We start from the raw sequence: 16,225 nt of genomic DNA on the forward strand, positions 1-16,225 counted from the left end.
ATACCTATTTTCGTAGCGATGGCCGTGGGAGGTGGGATCGCCTTCGGGACCGCAGGACTGGCGTCCGCCTCCACGGACAGCCAGGTGGCACCCATGAGCACCGAGAGCCCGCGGCCCTATCCGCCGACGGCCAATGCCGCCTCGACGCCGAGAGCCACCTCGACGTCGTCGTCGCACGTCAACATCGACGTCGACATCGACCCCGAGGAGTTCAACGGGTGGCATCGTCACCATCGGGGCTGTGGCCACGGGTGCCATCGCCACCACAGGGAGCTGCCGATGACCGGAGCACCCGTGAAGGCCCTGGCCGCGGCCGGTGCCGGCATGCTCCTGACGGGTACCGCCGGCACGCTGATCGCCATGCGGCGTCGCCGTTCGTACAGCGCGAAGTAAGTCACCGATCTCACAGTGCGAAGCAAGAGACGCCGAGTTGTCATCGCCGGCCTGCTGGCTCCCGCCGCGGGTCTCACGCTGGCCGGGGGTTGGGCCGCGCACCTCGCTCTGAGCGTGCGGGACCACCTGCAGGCGACCAGGAACGCGCTGGTCCTGCTGCGCGCGAGCGACCCCGGCCGGCTGGCCGGGACGCTCGCGGACGCGCAGTGGCACGCGGACGAGGCCCGCCGGCTCACCTCCGGCCCGGACTGGTCGTTGCTCGCTCACACTCCCCTGCTCGGAGAGAGCGCGACGACCATCCGCGGTCTGGCGGAGACCGCCGCGGAGCTGACCGGTGCCCTGACCGACGTGCACCGGGCCGCCGCGCGGCTGATCACGGCCGGTGGGTCCGCCAAGGGCGCTTCCATGACCGACATGGGCGAACTGCTGGCCGACCTGGAGTCGGCCGCACCGGCCCTGGACGCCGCCGCCGACCGGGTCGCTCTGGCACGCTCACGCCTGTCCGTTACCCCGGCGGACACCGGCGTGAGCGAGCTGGACGAGGCCCGCGTCACGGCCCTGGAGCAGGTCGATCGGCTGCACGGCTGGCTCGGCGCCGCGGCCGACGCCGCCGCCCTGCTGCCGCCGATGCTGGGCCACGACGGTCCGCGCCGCTATTTCCTGGCATTCCAGACGAATGCCGAGGCGCGCGGAACCGGCGGCCTGGTGGGCGCCTTCGGCATTCTGAAAGCCGGGCAAGGAAAACTCGGCATTCAGCGGCTCTCCGCCAACACCCGCCTCGCGCCGAGTTCGGCGCCGGTCGCCGACAATGGGCCGGCATTCAGCGCGCGTTACGGGCCGAGCGCACTTTCCCTGCTCTCCAATTCCAATCTTTCCCCGCATTTCCCGTACGCCGCCACCACCTGGACCGGGCTCTGGGAGCGGCAGACCGGCCGGCGGCTGGACGGCGCCATCGCGACCGACCCGGTCGGGCTCTCCTACCTGCTGCGGCTGATCGGCCCGGTCACTCTGCCGGGCGGTGAGACGGTGACCGCCGAGAACGTCACCGACCTGACCGAGCGGGTGGCCTATGTCCGCTACCAGGATCCGGACGAGCGTAAGAAGTACCTCATCACGATCGCCGGCGCCGTCAGCGAGGCGATGACCCGGTCCCATCCGGATCCCCGCACCTTGATGTCCACCTTGGCGCAGATGGTGGATGAGCGGCGGATCCAGGTGTGGAGCCGCAGGGGCGTCGAGCAGCGCCGTCTGGCCACGACACCGCTGGGCGGTGTGCTGCCGCAGGAGCCGGGACCGTTCGCCGGACTGGTGGTCAACAATTCCGGCGGCAACAAGCTCGACTACTACCTCAAGCGCTCGGTCGACTATGAGCTGGGCCCCTGCCGTCCCGACGGGCAACGCGTCACGAAGGTGCGGGTCAGTCTCACCAATGACGTGCCGCGCAGGAAGCTGCCCAGGTATGTCACCAGCCGCCTTGACTCCCCGGAGCGCGCCCATGCCGTCGGATCCAACCTGCTGTGGGTGTCGCTGTACACCGGGGTCGGCGCGAAGAACGGCGGCGTGCGGATCGACGGCAAACCCGTGAAGGTCATCAAAGAGGTCGAACGATCCCACCCCGTCTATTCCACCATGCTGGAGCTCGCGCCCCGGCAGTCGAAGACGCTGGAGTTCCTCCTGCTCGAACCCGCCTCGGACGCGGCGCCGCTGGTGCCCGTGCAGCCACTGGTCCATCCGCAGCAGACCAACATCACCCAGGACCATCGGGGCTGTACCTTCGAGACTCCCACAAGCGAAGGGTAAAGACCGGCGCGCCGCCAACAGCCGTCTGACCAGGGCGTTCTACCGTCGCGCTCATGGAAGGTACGCGGGACGCGGCTGGTTTCCACATCCTGTTCGTGTGCACGGGCAACATCTGCCGCTCTCCTCTGGCGGAGCGGCTGACCCGGCCGGCCCTCGGGCCCGCGTTCCGGGTGACCAGCGCGGGCACCCACGCCGAGCCGGGCATGGAGATGGCCGAGCACACGCGGCAGACGCTGCTTCGCCTCGGTGGCGATCCCAGCGGCTTCGTCTCCAGCCCGCTGACCACCGAGGTGGTGGCCGCCGCGGACCTCGTGCTGACGGCCGCCGCCGCGCATCGCGCCGAAGTGGTGACCAGGCATCTCCAGGCCGCCGGGCGTACCTTCACCATCGTCGAGTTCGGCGCCTTGAGCGGCGCGGTCGAGCCTGCGGCGGTCACGTGTCATCGCGATCCGGTACGGCGGGCGCACGCGCTGGTCGACGAGGTGCGCGGGCTACGCGGTCTGGTGCCGGTGGACCGGCCCGACATCCTCGACCCCATCGGCGGCACCCGGTGGCACCACCGGATGGCGGGACGGAGGATCGCCAGATCGCTCGACGTCCCGCTCCGGCTCCTCACACAGCCGTCGGCGCCTTGACCGCGGCCCTGGCCTCGGTGCTGGTGTCGGTCTCATACCCGTAGCCGTAACCGTAGCCGTCGTAGCGGCTGGCCTTGGCCGGGACGAAGTTCATAACCGTGCCCACGATGCGCGCGTTGATCGACGCCAGCAGCTCCGTGCCCCGGACGATGTGCTCCTGCCGGGTCTTGCCGTACCGGGCGACGAGCAGCACTCCGTCGCAGATCGCCGAGAGCGTCGCGGCGTCGGTCACCGGCAGCAGCGGCGGCGCGTCGACGATCACGATGTCGTAGTCGTCCATGACCTGGTCGATCACCTGGCGCATCCCTCGCGAGCCGAGCAGTTCGCTCGGGTTCGGCGGGATCTGGCCGCTCGGCAGCACGAACAGGCGCGGCTCGCCCCAGGGCTGGATCACCTCGTCCAGACGCGCCTTGCCGATCAGCACGTCCGTCAGGCCGACCGCGCCCTCGATGCCGAGGTAGGTCGGGATGCGCGGACGGCGGAGGTCGCCGTCGACCAGGAGCACCCGCCAGCCCGCTTGGGCCAGGGTGATCGCGAGGTTGGAGGAGGTCGAGGACTTGCCCTCGTTCGGCAGGCAGCTGGTGATCACCAGGGACTTGGGCTGCCGGTCCACGCCGATGAACTGCAGGTTCGTACGGAGTGAGCGGAACGCCTCCGACCTGGACGATCGGCCTCCGCTACGGACGATCAGCGGGTGGCGCCGCGCGTCCCGCTCATACCCGATGATCCCGAGAGTCGAGCTCTTCGAGACCCGCTGCAGCGCGTCGGAGGTCTTGATGGTGGTGTCCAGACGATCGCGGAGCGTCAGCGAGCCGATGGCGATGACCAACGCGATCAGTACGGCGACCACCAGGTTGACCACCGGCCTGGGGCTGACCGGCGTCTGAGGGATCTCCGCCTGGTCCACCACGGTGACCTTGACCGTGGGCCGGGTGGCCGAATTGACCCGCTCGAGCTGCTCGATCAGCTGCGTGAACCGCGTGCCCAGGGTGTTGGCCAGCTGTGCGGCGCGGGCCGGGTCGGTGTCGGTGACGGTCGCACGGAGCAGGACGGTGCCGGGGACGACTTCGGCGGAGATGTTCGCCTGCATCCGCCGGATGTCCTCGGGCGTGGTGATCTGGCTGACCACCCGGCGGCTGGACAGCAGAGTGGCGTAGGACTGCACCCGCTGCGCCGACAGCATTCCCGCCTGGTACGCGGTGGAGAGGCTTCCTTCCCTGTCCTGGCCGGAAACCAGCATGGAGATCGTCGCGACGTACTGCGGCGGAGTGTTCGCGGTGACCACGACCGCCGTGCTGATCCCGATCCCCAGCGAGATGAGGAGGAGCAGCCAGTTCCGGCGCAGGAGCCGCATGTAGTAGAGCAGGTCCACTGGATCAACGCCGCCTTTCGCGGATTCTTGGAGGAGCCTTGAGGTCTTCGATCGGCGCGTAGACGTGCACACCCTGCAGCAAGGCGATGAGAACGATGGCGGTTCCGCCCGCGACCATCGTCGTGACCAGGGGCGATATCCAGCCCATGGCCATCAGCAGGCAGCAGCCGCCCGCCATGGCCGCCAGCGCGCCGAGCGTCGCGGCGGCTGTCCGGGTGCTGAGCCCCAGCCGGCGGAGCCGGTGTGTCACATGGTCGGTACCGCCTATCAGCGGCGAGCGGCCCGCCCGCACCCGCGAGAGGAACACGACGCCGGTGTCGACGGTGGCGGCGAAGGTCGGCAGGAGCAATCCGGCGATCATCTCACCCGGACCCTGCCCCCTCACCAGGAAGACCGCCGAGCAGGTGACCACGAATCCGATGAACAGGGATCCGGAGTCACCCATGAATATCCTCGCGGGCGCCCAGTTGTGCGGCAGGAAGCCGAGGCTGGTGCCCGCGAGCGCGATCAGCAGCAGCCCCAGCGCCGGGTGGCCGGTCACGAAGGCCGTTCCACCCAGGAGGGCGGCCGTGACGGTGCTGACGGCTCCCAGCGCGCCGTCCATGTTGTCCAGCAGGTTGAAGGAGTTGAGCATCACGACGATCCACACGACCGTGAGTCCTCCATCCACCCATCCATTGGCCGGCGTGCTGACGTGGACACCGGCGAGCGCGACCCCACTGGCCGCCGCGGCCTCCACGACCAGCCTGGTGACCGGACGCAGCGGGCCGACGTCGTCGATCAGGCCGACCAGCGACACCGCGGTGCCCGCCAGGAGGATCGCCATGATCCGGAGTTCGGCGAAGCCGAGCACCGCGATCACGGGCACGACCGTGCCGAGCGTGATCGCGATGCCACCCAGGTAAGGAGTCGGGCGGGCGTGCGCCTTCTTCTCACTGGGGCGATCGGTCAGTTCCCATTGCAGCGCCAGGCGCCTCAACGGCACGATCGCCGCACAGCTGATCACGAAGGCGGCCACGCCGGTGGCAAGGGCGATCGTCGCGTTCACCGGTTGGACGCCGTGAGCTCTTCGCGCACCTGCTTGACGACCTCGGCCAGGATCTCGTCGAGAGTGTGCCGGGGAGCCCAGCCGGTGAGCTCGCGGATCCGAGTGGTGTCGGGGACCCTGCGGGTCATGTCCTCGAAACCCTGCTGGTAGGCCTCGTGATACGGGATGAGGTCGATCCCGGAGGTGGATCCGGTGTGCTCGATGACCAGCTTCGCCAGGTCCATAATGCTCACCTCGTTCGCGGAGCCGATGTTGAAGGTCTGCCCGACCGCCGCCTCGAGGTCGAGGAGCCGCAGCAACGCGTCGACGACGTCCGCGACGTGCGCGAAGCAGCGGGTCTGGCTTCCGTCGCCGAAGACCGTGAGCGGCGCGCCGCCGACCGCCTGATGGACCAGGCGCGGGATGACCATCCCGTACGCCGGGCTCTGCCGTGGGCCCACGGTGTTGAACAGCCGCACGACGATCGTCGGCAGGCCGCGCTCCTGGTGATAGGCGTTGGCCAGGATCTCGTCGACGGCCTTGGCCGTGCTGTAGGCCCAGCGCACCACGGACGGGCTGCCGAGGATGCGGTCGGCGTCCTCCCGTAGTGGTCCGGACGAGTTCTTGCCGTAGATCTCGCTCGTGCTGGTGATCAGGATCTTTTTCCGGTAGCGATGTGCGGCCTCGATGACGACCTCCGAGCCGCGGATGTTGGTCGTCAGGCATCGGAGCGGCTGCTCGACTATCAGCTTGACGCCGACCGCGGCCGCGAGATGGACGACGACGTCGCACTCGTGGACCAGTTCGTCCACCATGAGTTCGTCCAGCACGGAGCCCTGGACGAACTGAAGGTGGGGGTGGCCGGCGGCGAGCGCGAGGTTCGCGGTCCGTCCCGTCGACAGGTTGTCCACCACCACGACGGAGTCACCGCGCGCCAGCAGCGCGTCGGTGAGATGGGAACCGATGAAGCCGGCCCCGCCTGTCAGCAGGTATCGCATGTTGTCACCTCGCCCTTCTGGCTGAAGCGCGTGCCCGGCGCTCTTCGTACAGCGATCGATACATGGCCTCGGTGTCGGCCACCAGGCGCTCCACCCCGAACGAGGCGGTGGTCCAGTCGCGGGCGGCCTCGCCCATCCGGTGCCTGAGGTCGGGATCGGTCAGCAGTCGTACGGTGTGCTCCGTCAGCTCACCGACGTCGGCGCTGCTCACCAGACCGGTGTGCTCGTGCCTGATGACCTCGGCGACGCTGCCCACCCTGGTGGAGACGCAGGGCCTGCCCGCCATCCCGGCCTCGATGAGCGCGACGGGCATCCCCTCGTTGTCGGAGGTCAGCAGGACCATGTCGGCGGCCGAGCAGATGGTGGCCACGTCGTTCCGCCAGCCGAGCAGATGGAAGGAGGCGCGCATGGGAGTGACCGCCTGCTCCATCTGCTCGCGGAGCTCACCGTCTCCGCAGACGACGAAGTGGCAGTCGGGCACCTGCCGGAGCACCGCCCTCGCTGTGGCGACGAATCTGTCGGGGCGCTTCACCTGGGTGAGCCGGCCCACGAAGGCGACCACGGGCGCGTCCGGCGGAAGTCCCAGCGACCGGCGGGCGTCCTCGCGGCTGGGGACCGGGCCGAGCCCGACGCCCGGCGGGGTGACGATGTACTGCTCGCGACGGCCGATCCCGGCCTCCAGCAACTCATCGCGGACGCGGGCTCCCACGGTCACCAGACGATCGGACATCGAGGCGAGAAGGCGCTCCGTCCGCACGTAGACAAATTGCTTGGGCGGCGAGAAATGCCCATAAAGGAGATGGCCGTGAAACACGTGGGCCATGGCCGGGTTGATCCCGGACAGGCGGGCGGCCACGCGACCCAGCAATCCGGCCTTCGTCGTCCGCGTGTGCACGATATGCGGCCGGAACGCGCGTATCGCCTTGATCAGGTGGGCGACAGCCCGGACGTCATCAGCGGGCTTGATCGAGCGGCCGAGCCCAGGAACCCGGTGAACCGGCATAGCCGACTCCCGGAGCAGGAAATGGTCGCCTTCGTCGCCGCCGACGTCACCCGTGTAGAGGCGGTGATCGAAGGTGTCGTGGTTCAGCTGCGCGCACAACCCCGTCAGCTGAGTAGCCGGGCCGCCGATGTTCATCCGGGCGATGACATCCATGACTCTTATGCGGCCGTCCGGCTTCGCACAAGCTCCTGCGGAATGGGTCTTCATGCCGCAGAAGCTAGCTTGGGCCTTGACTCGTTCAATGGTCCGAGTCGCGGTGCCGACGGAATATTTGCATATCTTGTCCCCGCAGGTTATGGAATCACATCGGATGAGCTGACCAGCCGACGTCTTTCCTACTGACTTGCAGCGGTTCGGTGTGCCATGCCGATCTCGGCAGCCGCTCGTCGTATTGTTCGTCGTGCCGTCCCGATCACATCGACATAGAGGTCGATATGGCGCCAATACGAGCGTTGAGGAGTTTGAGTGGAGTACCTTATCGTGGCCGCCGCCGTGATCACATTGGTCTTCCTTATTTCGGTAAGTTTTGACAAACAGGCGGCGTGGCACGTGTTGCCGGTGCTGCTTGTCGCCTTCGCCGCCCGGATCGTCATTCACGTCGCGGTAGTACGGCCAGATGCCGTCGGATACGGCGGCGACTATCTGGGGTACGAAGCCATGTCCCTGGAGACCGCCACGTTCTGGCAGCGCGAAGGCTTTCAGTTCGCCACCTCGGTGCCGGCCGAGCGCTTCGACTCCGTGGCGCTACCGTGTTATGTCTTCGCCATCCTCATGTATCTGTGCGGCGGCCCGGCTCCGCTCGCCTGCGTGGCGGTCGTGGCGTTGATAGCGTGCGCGCTGTGCATCGTCATGTACAGGTTCGCGCGGTTGGTGGGCGCCGACGAACGGGCGGCATTCGTCCTGCTGGCCATCACCGCCTTTTCCCCGATGTTCCTCCTGTGCACGTCGGATACGTTCAAGGATGGATTCAACGCGTTCCTCGTCGTGGGCTGTCTTTACCTCGCCGTTTCGAATGCGCGACGGTTTGACATACGCAAGCCACTCACGACGCTGGCATTGTTGTGGGGGCTCCTCAACGTACGTGCCTACATGGTGTTCATGTGTGGGGTTCCGTCGCTGCTCGGGCTCATGGGTTCGAGGAGCGCGGTGTTCACTCGCGTTCTGGTCGTCTCCGCCGGCTTGCTGGTGTCGGGCCTGTTCTTCGCCGGCTACGTCGACGACGACGGGCTCGTGGATACGGCACTGGGACAGCTGGAGTTCGGGCAGTCGGAAGAGGCTCGCCGCTCGTACGCCAGCCAGGGTTCAGGCGTGCTGTTCGAGGACAGTGGCAGCGCGTGGGGTTCGCTGCTGCCGAAGTTGCTCTACACGCTGCTGGCTCCCTTTCCCTGGACCGATGGCAGCGCGACGTTGCAGCTGGCGAAGATCGAGACGCTGGTCTGGTACTTCATGCTGTACAGCGCGGTACGCGGGGCGCGGCTGCTCTGGCGTTATGACCGGCGATCGCTCTTGATTCTGCTGCTCTTCATCGTGCCGAGCACGATCGCCTACGCGACGACAGTGGCCAATGTCGGCCTGATCTTCCGGCAGCGCATTCCCATCGTCATGCTCACGAGCCTGCTTTCCGCTGTGGCATGGAGCAGGAGGCAGTCGGCGGCGGACATCGAAAAAGCTTCTCGTCCGCCGCTGACCGCGCTCAGTAGTCCTTCTGGATCCGGGCGAGCCGCTGGTAGAGATTGATGTGCTGATCGACCAGCACGTCCACATCAAGATGCTCGCGCGCCCAGGCGCGCGCCTCGCGTCCTAGACAGGCCGCGAGGTCCGGATCGTCGAGGACACGGACGATGCCGTCGGCCAAAGCCTCCGCGTCGGACACGGGGATCAGGATGCCCCGGCCGTCCAGCAATTCGGGTGTGCCGCCTACCGCGGTGGCGACGATCGGCCGTCCCGCGGCCATCGCCTCCATGACCGCGTTGCTCAGGCCCTCCCAAAGTGAGGGAAGGACCACCACATCGGCTCTGGCCAGAAGCGCCTTCACGTCAGTGCGGTCACCGAGGAAACGGACATCCACCCGCGACCCGCGGACCAGCTCCTCAAGGCGGTGCCGTTCCCTGCCTTCGCCCGCGAGCAGGAAAGTGCACGGCCGGCCGCGCTGGAGCAGCCGCGAGGCGGCCTCGATCAGGATGTCGTGCCCCTTCTGCGGCGCCAGGCGGGCCACGCACAGCACAACAGGGAGTTCGGTGTCTTCGATGCTCGCCGGCTCGGCCCGCTCGAACGCGGAGGCCCGAAGGCCGTTGTAGATCACGCTCAGTTTGCCTGCCGGGATCTTTGTGATCGTGCGGGCTTCCTCGGCCACGGCGACCGCGTTCGTCACGACGTGATCGGTGAGCCGGGTCATCGCTCGTTCGAGAACGAGCACCCGCCGATGGCGTTGTTCCGGCTCACCCGCGTTGCGCCGACCGGCCACCATGACGGGGACGCCCGCCAGCCAGGCGGCGGGTGGTCCCAGCATGCGGCCTTCGAAAAGATAGGCATGCAGCACTTCGGGCCGAATATGCCGCAGCGATCGAATGAGGCGCGCGAAACCCCGCAGACACCGCACCAGATCAGCTGATCCTGACGATGTGCGGCCGAAGCCGAGGTGATGCACTTCTATTCCGGCGTCACGGAGGGCCGCTTCGTGCGGACCGCTTTTCGAGATGAGGAACATGTGCACCTCGATGCCTCTGCCGGACAGACCTTGCGCGAGCAGGGATATCTGAGCCTCGGCTCCCCCGCGCCCCAAGTGCCCGATGAGGAATGCGACACGGCGTAGAGTGGATCGATCTCTTTCCCGCATAGCTCCTTTACTCCTTCCCGCTTCCTTGAAGTTCGCTTTCTTTAAGCTCCGCCGAAGCCGCGCGGGCCCGGAAGAACCACATCACCTCGATGACCGCCAGCAGGCTGTACGCGATCGAAGATGACAGCGCGGCTCCCGCCGCACCCATGTGGGGGATCAGGACCAAGTCGAGCGCGATGTTCACAGCGAGCGCTACGACGGTGATCCCGGAGATGCGGAGGGGGCGGTCGAGCCGGATCAGGTACTGCCCCGTCAGGCGCACGATGGCGTACGCGGCGATCCCGGGGGCCAGGATGACCAGCGGCAGGACGCTTCTCTCATAGGAGGCACCGAACACGAAGGGGACCAGCAGCGGAGAGGCGGCGGCGAGGAAGAACGCGCAGCCCGATGAACAGAGCAACGCGAGCCGGAGCGCGCGCGCAGTCGCCGCGGCGGACGCGGTCATGTCACCGCCGGCCTGCTGTGGCAGGACGACCTGAATGACGGCGTCCGCGGGCACCCGGGCTATCGTGATCACGACTACCGCCACGCTGTAGAGACCGGCCTCGGACGCGGACACCAGCGCGTTGAGCAGCAGGATGTCCGCCGCCGACCACAGCAGGAAATACTGGGCGATGTGGCCGACGTGGTAGCGCCCGGCCAGGCCGAGTTGGCGCACGGCGAGGTCCCAGGTGGCGTGGCTGAGATTCGGGCGCAGCGTCCGCAGGTACAACGGGAGCGGTACGACAGCGGACACGGTCCACATGATGACGACCGCGGAGATCGTGAAGTGGCCCAGCACCGCCAGCAGCACCAGAGGCAGGCAATTGATCAAGCCGGAAATGAGGATACTGCGGTTGATGAGGGCCATCCTGGCTTGGAGCGTCAGCATGCCCCGCAGGTTGACGATCGCGGCCATGGCGGGCACCCCCGCCAGAGCCACCGCCAGGAGCAGGGTCGGCCGGTTCGGGAACACCAGCGGTGACACGGCGAAGACGGCCAGGCCGGCCACCGCGCCCAGCCCTATCCCGAGCAGGAGGCCGTTGGCGGTCAGCACGCGACTGAGAGCGCCGTCCTTCCAGAGCGCGATCTGGGTGTTGACGACGGTGAAATGTCCAAGGATGACCGCTCCGGAGACCAGGCTGACGATCAGCGCGTACTGACCCCTGCCATCAGGCTGGAGGTAGCGGGCGATCAAGATGCTGGTGACTGTCGACAGCAGAAGGCGGAGTGACTGGCTCGTCCCCGCCTGCACCATCCTGGCGGTACTCGAGGTTTCCGAGAAGATCCAGGCGCGAAGGCGCAGCACGCCTGAGGAGAGCCTGTTACCGACGTCGGTGCTCGGTTGTGACGGGCTCCGCCTTCTTACCTCGCGCTGGCTACGCATCACATCTTCCTTGTCGTGGTGAGCACGCGGCCACCGGGACTACGTCAAAGGGGCACAGCCGGTTTCTGGCATCACCAGGTCGTCAGAGGTCACGTGAGCTCGGTACCAGAGTTCGAACTGCAGGAGAGCCCACAGCTGGACACTGTGGTCGGCCCCTTCGACGTGCCGCTGGAGGAGGTTCCGGACGACCTGTGGCCGGAACAGGCCCCGAGCGCGGGCGGTGGCGTCGGTGAGCAGGTCGAAGGCCGGCTCACGCAGCTCACCCCGGAGCCAGGTCGCCAGCGGCACGTTGAACCCCTGCTTGGGGAAGCCCAGGATCTCCTTGGGCAGCCAAGGAGCGACGGCCCGCTTGAGCAGGACCTTCGTCTCACCGTCGCGCACCTTCAGCGCGATGGGCAGGCCGGCCGCCCATTCCATGAGGTGGTGGTCCAGGAGCGGGGAGCGGGCCTCCAGCGAGTTGGCCATGGCGGAGATATCCACCTTGACCAGGAGATCGTCCGGCAGGTAGCTCGCCACGTCCACATCCAGGATGCGGCCGAGGTCGGTGGCCGCCGATGACCGCTCGAACGCCTCGTCGAGCAGCCGGTAACTGTCCGCCCCCACCAGAAGATCGCGAAGTTCGTCACTGTAGACGGCGTACTTCTGCCGGTGTGTGTACTGGGACATGAGGCGGGCATAGCGGCGTGCGGGGCGCTCCGCGGCGAACTGCATCAGCCGGGCGAGCCGCCGGGGCAGAGATCCGCCGGTAGTCCGGTCCGCGATCAGGTCGCCGATGCGGCCGGTCGCCATCGCCAGCGGGCGCGGCATGACCGGTATCCGCCCGGCCTGCCCCATCCGAACGTAACGCTGGTATCCCCCGAAGCTCTCGTCGCCGCCGTCACCGTTGAGCACCACGGTGACGTGCTTCCGGCTCAGCTGCGCGACGTAGAAACTGGGGATGGCCGAGGCGTCGGCGAACGGCTCATCGAAGTGCCAGGCGATGCGCGGCAGAACGTCTAGCAAGTCGGACGTGACGACGAGCTCATGATGGTCGGTGCCATATCGCTCCGCCACCATCCGGGCCTTGTGCCGCTCGTCATAATCGCTGTCCTCGAAACCGATGCAGAATGTGCGTACCTGTTCCTGGCTCTGCATGGCCATGGCCGCGACCACCGCGGACGAGTCGACCCCGCCGGACAGGAACGCGCCGATGGGACGCTCACTCACCATTCGGATGCGGGTGGTCTCCAAGAGCAGCTCACGCAGCCGCTCCTCTTCCCCTTTCTCATCCAGCACCGGTCGCGGCGAACTGTCCAGCGCCCAGTAGCGGTCCACGGAGACGTTTCCGCGTTCCCAGACCAGCAGATGGCCGGGCGGAAGTTTGTGTACGTCCTGGTAAATGGACCACGGCGCCGGGACGTACTTGTACGTCAAATAGTGGTCCAACGCCACCGGATCGACCTCACGGCGCAGGCGCGGATCCTGCGCCAAGGACTTCAGCTCCGATCCGAACACCAGCGAGGTGCCGTCCGAACGCCAGTAAAGGGGCTTCTTCCCTACGCGGTCACGCGCGAGGACCAATCGTTCTCGCGCGCGGTCCCAGATGGCGAAGGCGAACATCCCCCTGAGCCGGTGGACCATCTCGGTGCCATGCTCCTCGTAGAGGTGGACCAGGCACTCGGAGTCACCTGTCCCGCGCAGCCGGTGCCCTCGTGCGGCCAGGTCTCGCCGCAGCTCGGCGAAGTTGTAGATCTCACCGTTGAAGACGGCGACGACCTGGCCGTCCTCGCTGTAAACGGGCTGGTCACCCGAGGCCAGGTCGATGATCGCCAGTCGGCGCATGCCGAGCGCCGCGTGCTCGTCGCTGTGGAATCCGTCGCCGTCGGGACCACGGTGCACGATCACCTCGCACATGCGGCGCACCAGCGCCGGGTCGGGCCGTGTCGTCGATACGATCCCGGCTATCCCGCACATCGGTCCTCCATCAGTGGACGCAAAAACCGTATTCCTCGACCAGGCGATTGACCGCGTGACAGGATTTCCCGCATTCCGCGGAACGGCGCCGCCAGACATTTAGCAAAGCGGCGGCCTGGAAAACCACATGATTCGCTGGAAACGGATCATAGATCACCGTGGACCATGCACCACGACATCCCCACCGAGGTGGGCGTGGCTCCAGGCCATCAACCGTTTCGCCCGTTTCTCCCGTTTGACATCGTCTGCGGACTTCGCGACCAGCGCAAAACACGTCGAAGACGACGATCTGCCGGTTGCCCGTGTTTACGCAACACGCCTTCCCGCCACAAGTGCCCGCCCGATCATTCTCGGTATCATGGCCAGCGGAACATATCGGCGGGATGGTCGAGACCATCCCGGATTTCCCACCCGCATGCCTCGATGCCGTCGGCGGGACGCCAAAAGGCAACAGGGCGCAAAGGGCTTCTATTCCGGTTCACAGCAGTTCTCGCTGGGCCGGCAAATTTCTCTGTACTCAGGTGAGGAGAACCGATCGATGAAACCCATGGATACCGTGGACAGGCCGGCCGGGAAACGTATCGTCGTGACGGGAGTCGCCGGGTTCATCGGCTCCCACATCGCGAGGTCACTGCTCGACGACGGCCACGAGGTCATCGGAATCGACCATTGCCTGGGCCATCCGCCGGAGATCACCGAGCGGAACCTTCGGCTCAACGAGGCCGGCGACCGCTTCACACTGATTCGTGGCGACCTTGCGGAGATCCCCCTCGAACCCCAACTCGATGGGGCCGACACGGTCTTTCACATCGCGGCCCGGCCCGGCGTCCGCCCCTCATGGGGAGCCGAGTTCCCCAGCTATGCGAGGAGCAACATCGTCGCCACTCATCTCCTGATGGAGGCGGCCGCCCGTACCTCGGTCCGTCGTGTCGTGGTGTCGTCCTCCTCGAGTGTGTACGGCGGTGCGCCGAACGGACCGGTGACCGAAGCGGACCTCCCCGCCCCGCTCTCGCCCTACGGGGTGACGAAGCTCGCCGCGGAGCAGTTGGCCCTGGCTCACGCGCGGCGCGGACCATCCGGGCCAACGGTCGTGGCGCTGCGCTACTTCACGGTCTATGGTCCGCGGCAACGTCGTGACATGCTGATCAGCAAGTTGATCGAATCGGCGCTGTCCGGGAAAACCGTCACGATTCTGGGCGACGGCAAGCAGCGCAGGGACTTCACTTTCGTCGCGGACGCCGTACGAGCCAATCTGATGGCCATGCACGCGGAGGTCGAAGCGGAGGCGCTGAACATCGGCACCGGTGTCACCACCTCGGTGCTCGACGTGGCCGACCTCGTCGGCGACATCGTCGGGCGGCCGGTCGTCCTGGAGTTCGGGAGCGGACAGGCCGGAGATGTGCGGGACACGCATGCCGATGTCTCCCTGGCGAAAGACGTGATCGGCTATCGGCCCACGATCGATCTGCGAACCGGGCTGACGACGCAGGTGGAGTGGACCCTCAAGAACGAAGTCATTCCCGCACCGGAATAGTGGAAGATCGCCGGGTTTCGCGTACGGACAGCGGGATCCGGCTATTCCGGCAGCTCGGCCGTCCCCCCTTGCCTCAAGGGCCGTGTCGTCGGCGCGGCACGCGACCACGGCCGTTCCGCTCGCCATCGGTGACGACTTCGTCGTAGAGCCGCTCGAACCACTCCGCTGTCTGGGTTATGTCCACAGGATCAGCGGTGTTCCGGATCCCTTCGCGAAGCTGGGCGTGCGTGTCCGGCCGCATGGCCCGAAGGATGGCCTCAGCGAGCGCGTCGGGGTCTCCAGGCCTGGTGAGCAGGCCGTTGCGACCGTTGTCGATCAGGTCCGGCACCCCTCCCACGGCTGTGGACACGACCGGCACGCCGGCCGCCAGGGCCTCCATGACGACGACAGGCAGCCCTTCGTGCGCGGAGCTGAGCACGAGCAGATCGGCCGAAGCGATCAGGCGGGCGGCGTCCGGCACATGTCCGAGGAGCCGCACGTTGTCTGACCCCAGCTCGGCGACCCGCCGAGCCGTCTCCTCATACAGTGGACCGGTGCCGGCCAGCAGGAAGACGGCGCGCGGATCGCGGCCGACCACCTTGGCCGCCGCCTCGATGAGCACGCCGTGCTGCTTCTGCGGACGAAAGTTGCCGACGTGCGCGATGAGGAAGGCGGACTCGGGAACGTTCCACTCCTGCCTCGTCCGCGCGGCCTCCCCCGCCCGGCGGCGCATCTCCGCGACGTTGATGCCGTGGATCCTGGTCACCAGGTTGCGCGCGCCCCGGCTGACGACGGCCCGCGCGACCTGCGGAGAGACGGCCACGGTACGGGCGTCCAGCCATCCTGTCGCCCGGTCGAGCAGCATCGTCGGCAGGCGATAGCGGACGTTGTGCACGGTCGAGATCAGCGCGGGCCTCGGCCTGGACAACCGCGACGTCACCCGGAGCAGCGACGCGGGCAGGGGTGAATGGAGATTGAGAACGTCCGGGCGCAAGCGCCTGACCTCCACCGCCAGACGGGCGAGGCGGAGCCGTCGCGGCCAGGCGGCGAGACTGATCACCTCTGTCCCCGCCGCGCGCAGCCGCTGGATGAGCTCGTCGGTCTTCGCGCCCTGGCATATGACCGTGTAACGCACGCCCGTGGCGGGCGCCGCCAGCAATCGCTCGACGAGCAGCATCTCCGCGCCGCCGACCCCCAGGTCCTTGATGACCTCGCAGACGTGCAGGCTCCTCATGACGCGACCTCCGATGCCCTTGGCATGATCCTTGTGTCCGGGGTGTTGCCGGACTGATCAGGTCCGCCACAACGCACCGTGATCAACCCTTCGGG

13 protein-coding genes are annotated in these 16,225 nt (G+C 67.3%); 5 read left to right on the forward strand and 8 right to left on the reverse strand.

Annotation, left to right across the window (positions count from 1 at the left end):
* The first annotated feature begins 93 nt into the window (after positions 1–93).
* From AB0L53_RS20770 to AB0L53_RS20780, 3 genes are read left to right on the forward strand one after another with little or no spacing between them, the layout of a single operon-like run.
* Positions 94–393 carry an LPXTG cell wall anchor domain-containing protein gene (locus tag AB0L53_RS20770; protein ID WP_363995997.1) on the forward strand — a complete coding sequence of 100 codons (300 nt, stop codon included), beginning with the start codon at positions 94–96 and terminating at the stop codon, positions 391–393.
* 15 nt (positions 394–408) lie between these two features.
* On the forward strand, positions 409–2,193 hold the full coding sequence (locus AB0L53_RS20775) for a DUF4012 domain-containing protein (protein ID WP_363996000.1): 1,785 nt from the start codon (positions 409–411) through the stop codon (positions 2,191–2,193).
* A gap of 53 nt (positions 2,194–2,246) precedes the next feature.
* Positions 2,247–2,828 carry a hypothetical protein gene (locus tag AB0L53_RS20780; protein WP_363996003.1) on the forward strand — a complete coding sequence of 194 codons (582 nt, stop codon included), beginning with the start codon at positions 2,247–2,249 and terminating at the stop codon, positions 2,826–2,828.
* Here AB0L53_RS20780 and AB0L53_RS20785 read toward each other — a convergent pair.
* From AB0L53_RS20785 to AB0L53_RS20800, 4 genes are read right to left on the reverse strand one after another with little or no spacing between them, the layout of a single operon-like run.
* A complete protein-coding gene (locus AB0L53_RS20785) occupies positions 2,806–4,200 on the reverse strand; it encodes a polysaccharide biosynthesis tyrosine autokinase (RefSeq protein ID WP_363996006.1) in 1,395 nt (464 codons plus the stop codon). The genes AB0L53_RS20780 and AB0L53_RS20785 overlap by 23 nt on opposite strands.
* Positions 4,201–4,204: 4 nt before the next feature.
* Complete coding sequence (locus AB0L53_RS20790; RefSeq protein ID WP_363996009.1) at positions 4,205–5,248, reverse strand: MraY family glycosyltransferase; 1,044 nt, start codon at positions 5,246–5,248, stop codon at positions 4,205–4,207.
* Positions 5,245–6,225: a GDP-mannose 4,6-dehydratase gene (locus AB0L53_RS20795; protein ID WP_363996012.1), complete on the reverse strand. Its 981-nt coding sequence runs from the start codon at positions 6,223–6,225 to the stop codon at positions 5,245–5,247. The genes AB0L53_RS20790 and AB0L53_RS20795 overlap by 4 nt, the downstream gene beginning before the upstream one ends.
* A 4-nt stretch (positions 6,226–6,229) precedes the next feature.
* Positions 6,230–7,381 carry a glycosyltransferase gene (locus tag AB0L53_RS20800; RefSeq protein ID WP_363996015.1) on the reverse strand — a complete coding sequence of 384 codons (1,152 nt, stop codon included), beginning with the start codon at positions 7,379–7,381 and terminating at the stop codon, positions 6,230–6,232.
* 312 nt (positions 7,382–7,693) lie between these two features.
* Here AB0L53_RS20800 and AB0L53_RS20805 point away from each other — a divergent pair, with 312 nt between their 5' ends.
* Positions 7,694–8,965, forward strand: a complete 1,272-nt coding sequence (locus tag AB0L53_RS20805; RefSeq protein ID WP_363996018.1) for a hypothetical protein — start codon at positions 7,694–7,696, stop codon at positions 8,963–8,965.
* Here AB0L53_RS20805 and AB0L53_RS20810 read toward each other — a convergent pair.
* From AB0L53_RS20810 to asnB, 3 genes are all read right to left on the reverse strand, one after another.
* On the reverse strand, positions 8,922–10,064 hold the full coding sequence (locus tag AB0L53_RS20810) for a glycosyltransferase (protein ID WP_363996021.1): 1,143 nt from the start codon (positions 10,062–10,064) through the stop codon (positions 8,922–8,924). The genes AB0L53_RS20805 and AB0L53_RS20810 overlap by 44 nt on opposite strands.
* Before the next feature lie 7 nt (positions 10,065–10,071).
* Complete coding sequence (locus AB0L53_RS20815) at positions 10,072–11,241, reverse strand: polysaccharide biosynthesis C-terminal domain-containing protein (protein WP_363996024.1); 1,170 nt, start codon at positions 11,239–11,241, stop codon at positions 10,072–10,074.
* Between the two features lie 228 nt (positions 11,242–11,469).
* Entirely contained in the window at positions 11,470–13,383 is a 1,914-nt protein-coding gene (gene asnB / locus AB0L53_RS20820) for an asparagine synthase (glutamine-hydrolyzing) (RefSeq protein WP_363996026.1), read from the reverse strand.
* A 127-nt stretch (positions 13,384–13,510) separates the two neighbouring features.
* Between asnB and AB0L53_RS20825 the strand changes: the two genes are divergently transcribed.
* Positions 13,511–14,917 (forward strand): NAD-dependent epimerase/dehydratase family protein, encoded by a 1,407-nt coding sequence (locus AB0L53_RS20825; protein WP_363996029.1) that lies wholly within the window; start codon positions 13,511–13,513, stop codon positions 14,915–14,917.
* Between the two features lie 73 nt (positions 14,918–14,990).
* On the opposite strand, the gene AB0L53_RS20830 is transcribed toward AB0L53_RS20825, so the two are convergent.
* Complete coding sequence (locus tag AB0L53_RS20830) at positions 14,991–16,130, reverse strand: glycosyltransferase (RefSeq protein WP_363996032.1); 1,140 nt, start codon at positions 16,128–16,130, stop codon at positions 14,991–14,993.
* Between the last annotated feature and the right edge of the window lie 95 nt (positions 16,131–16,225).

It is taken from the genome of Nonomuraea sp. NPDC052129, from assembly GCF_040680095.1.
Classification (GTDB): Bacteria; Actinomycetota; Actinomycetes; order Streptosporangiales; family Streptosporangiaceae; genus Nonomuraea.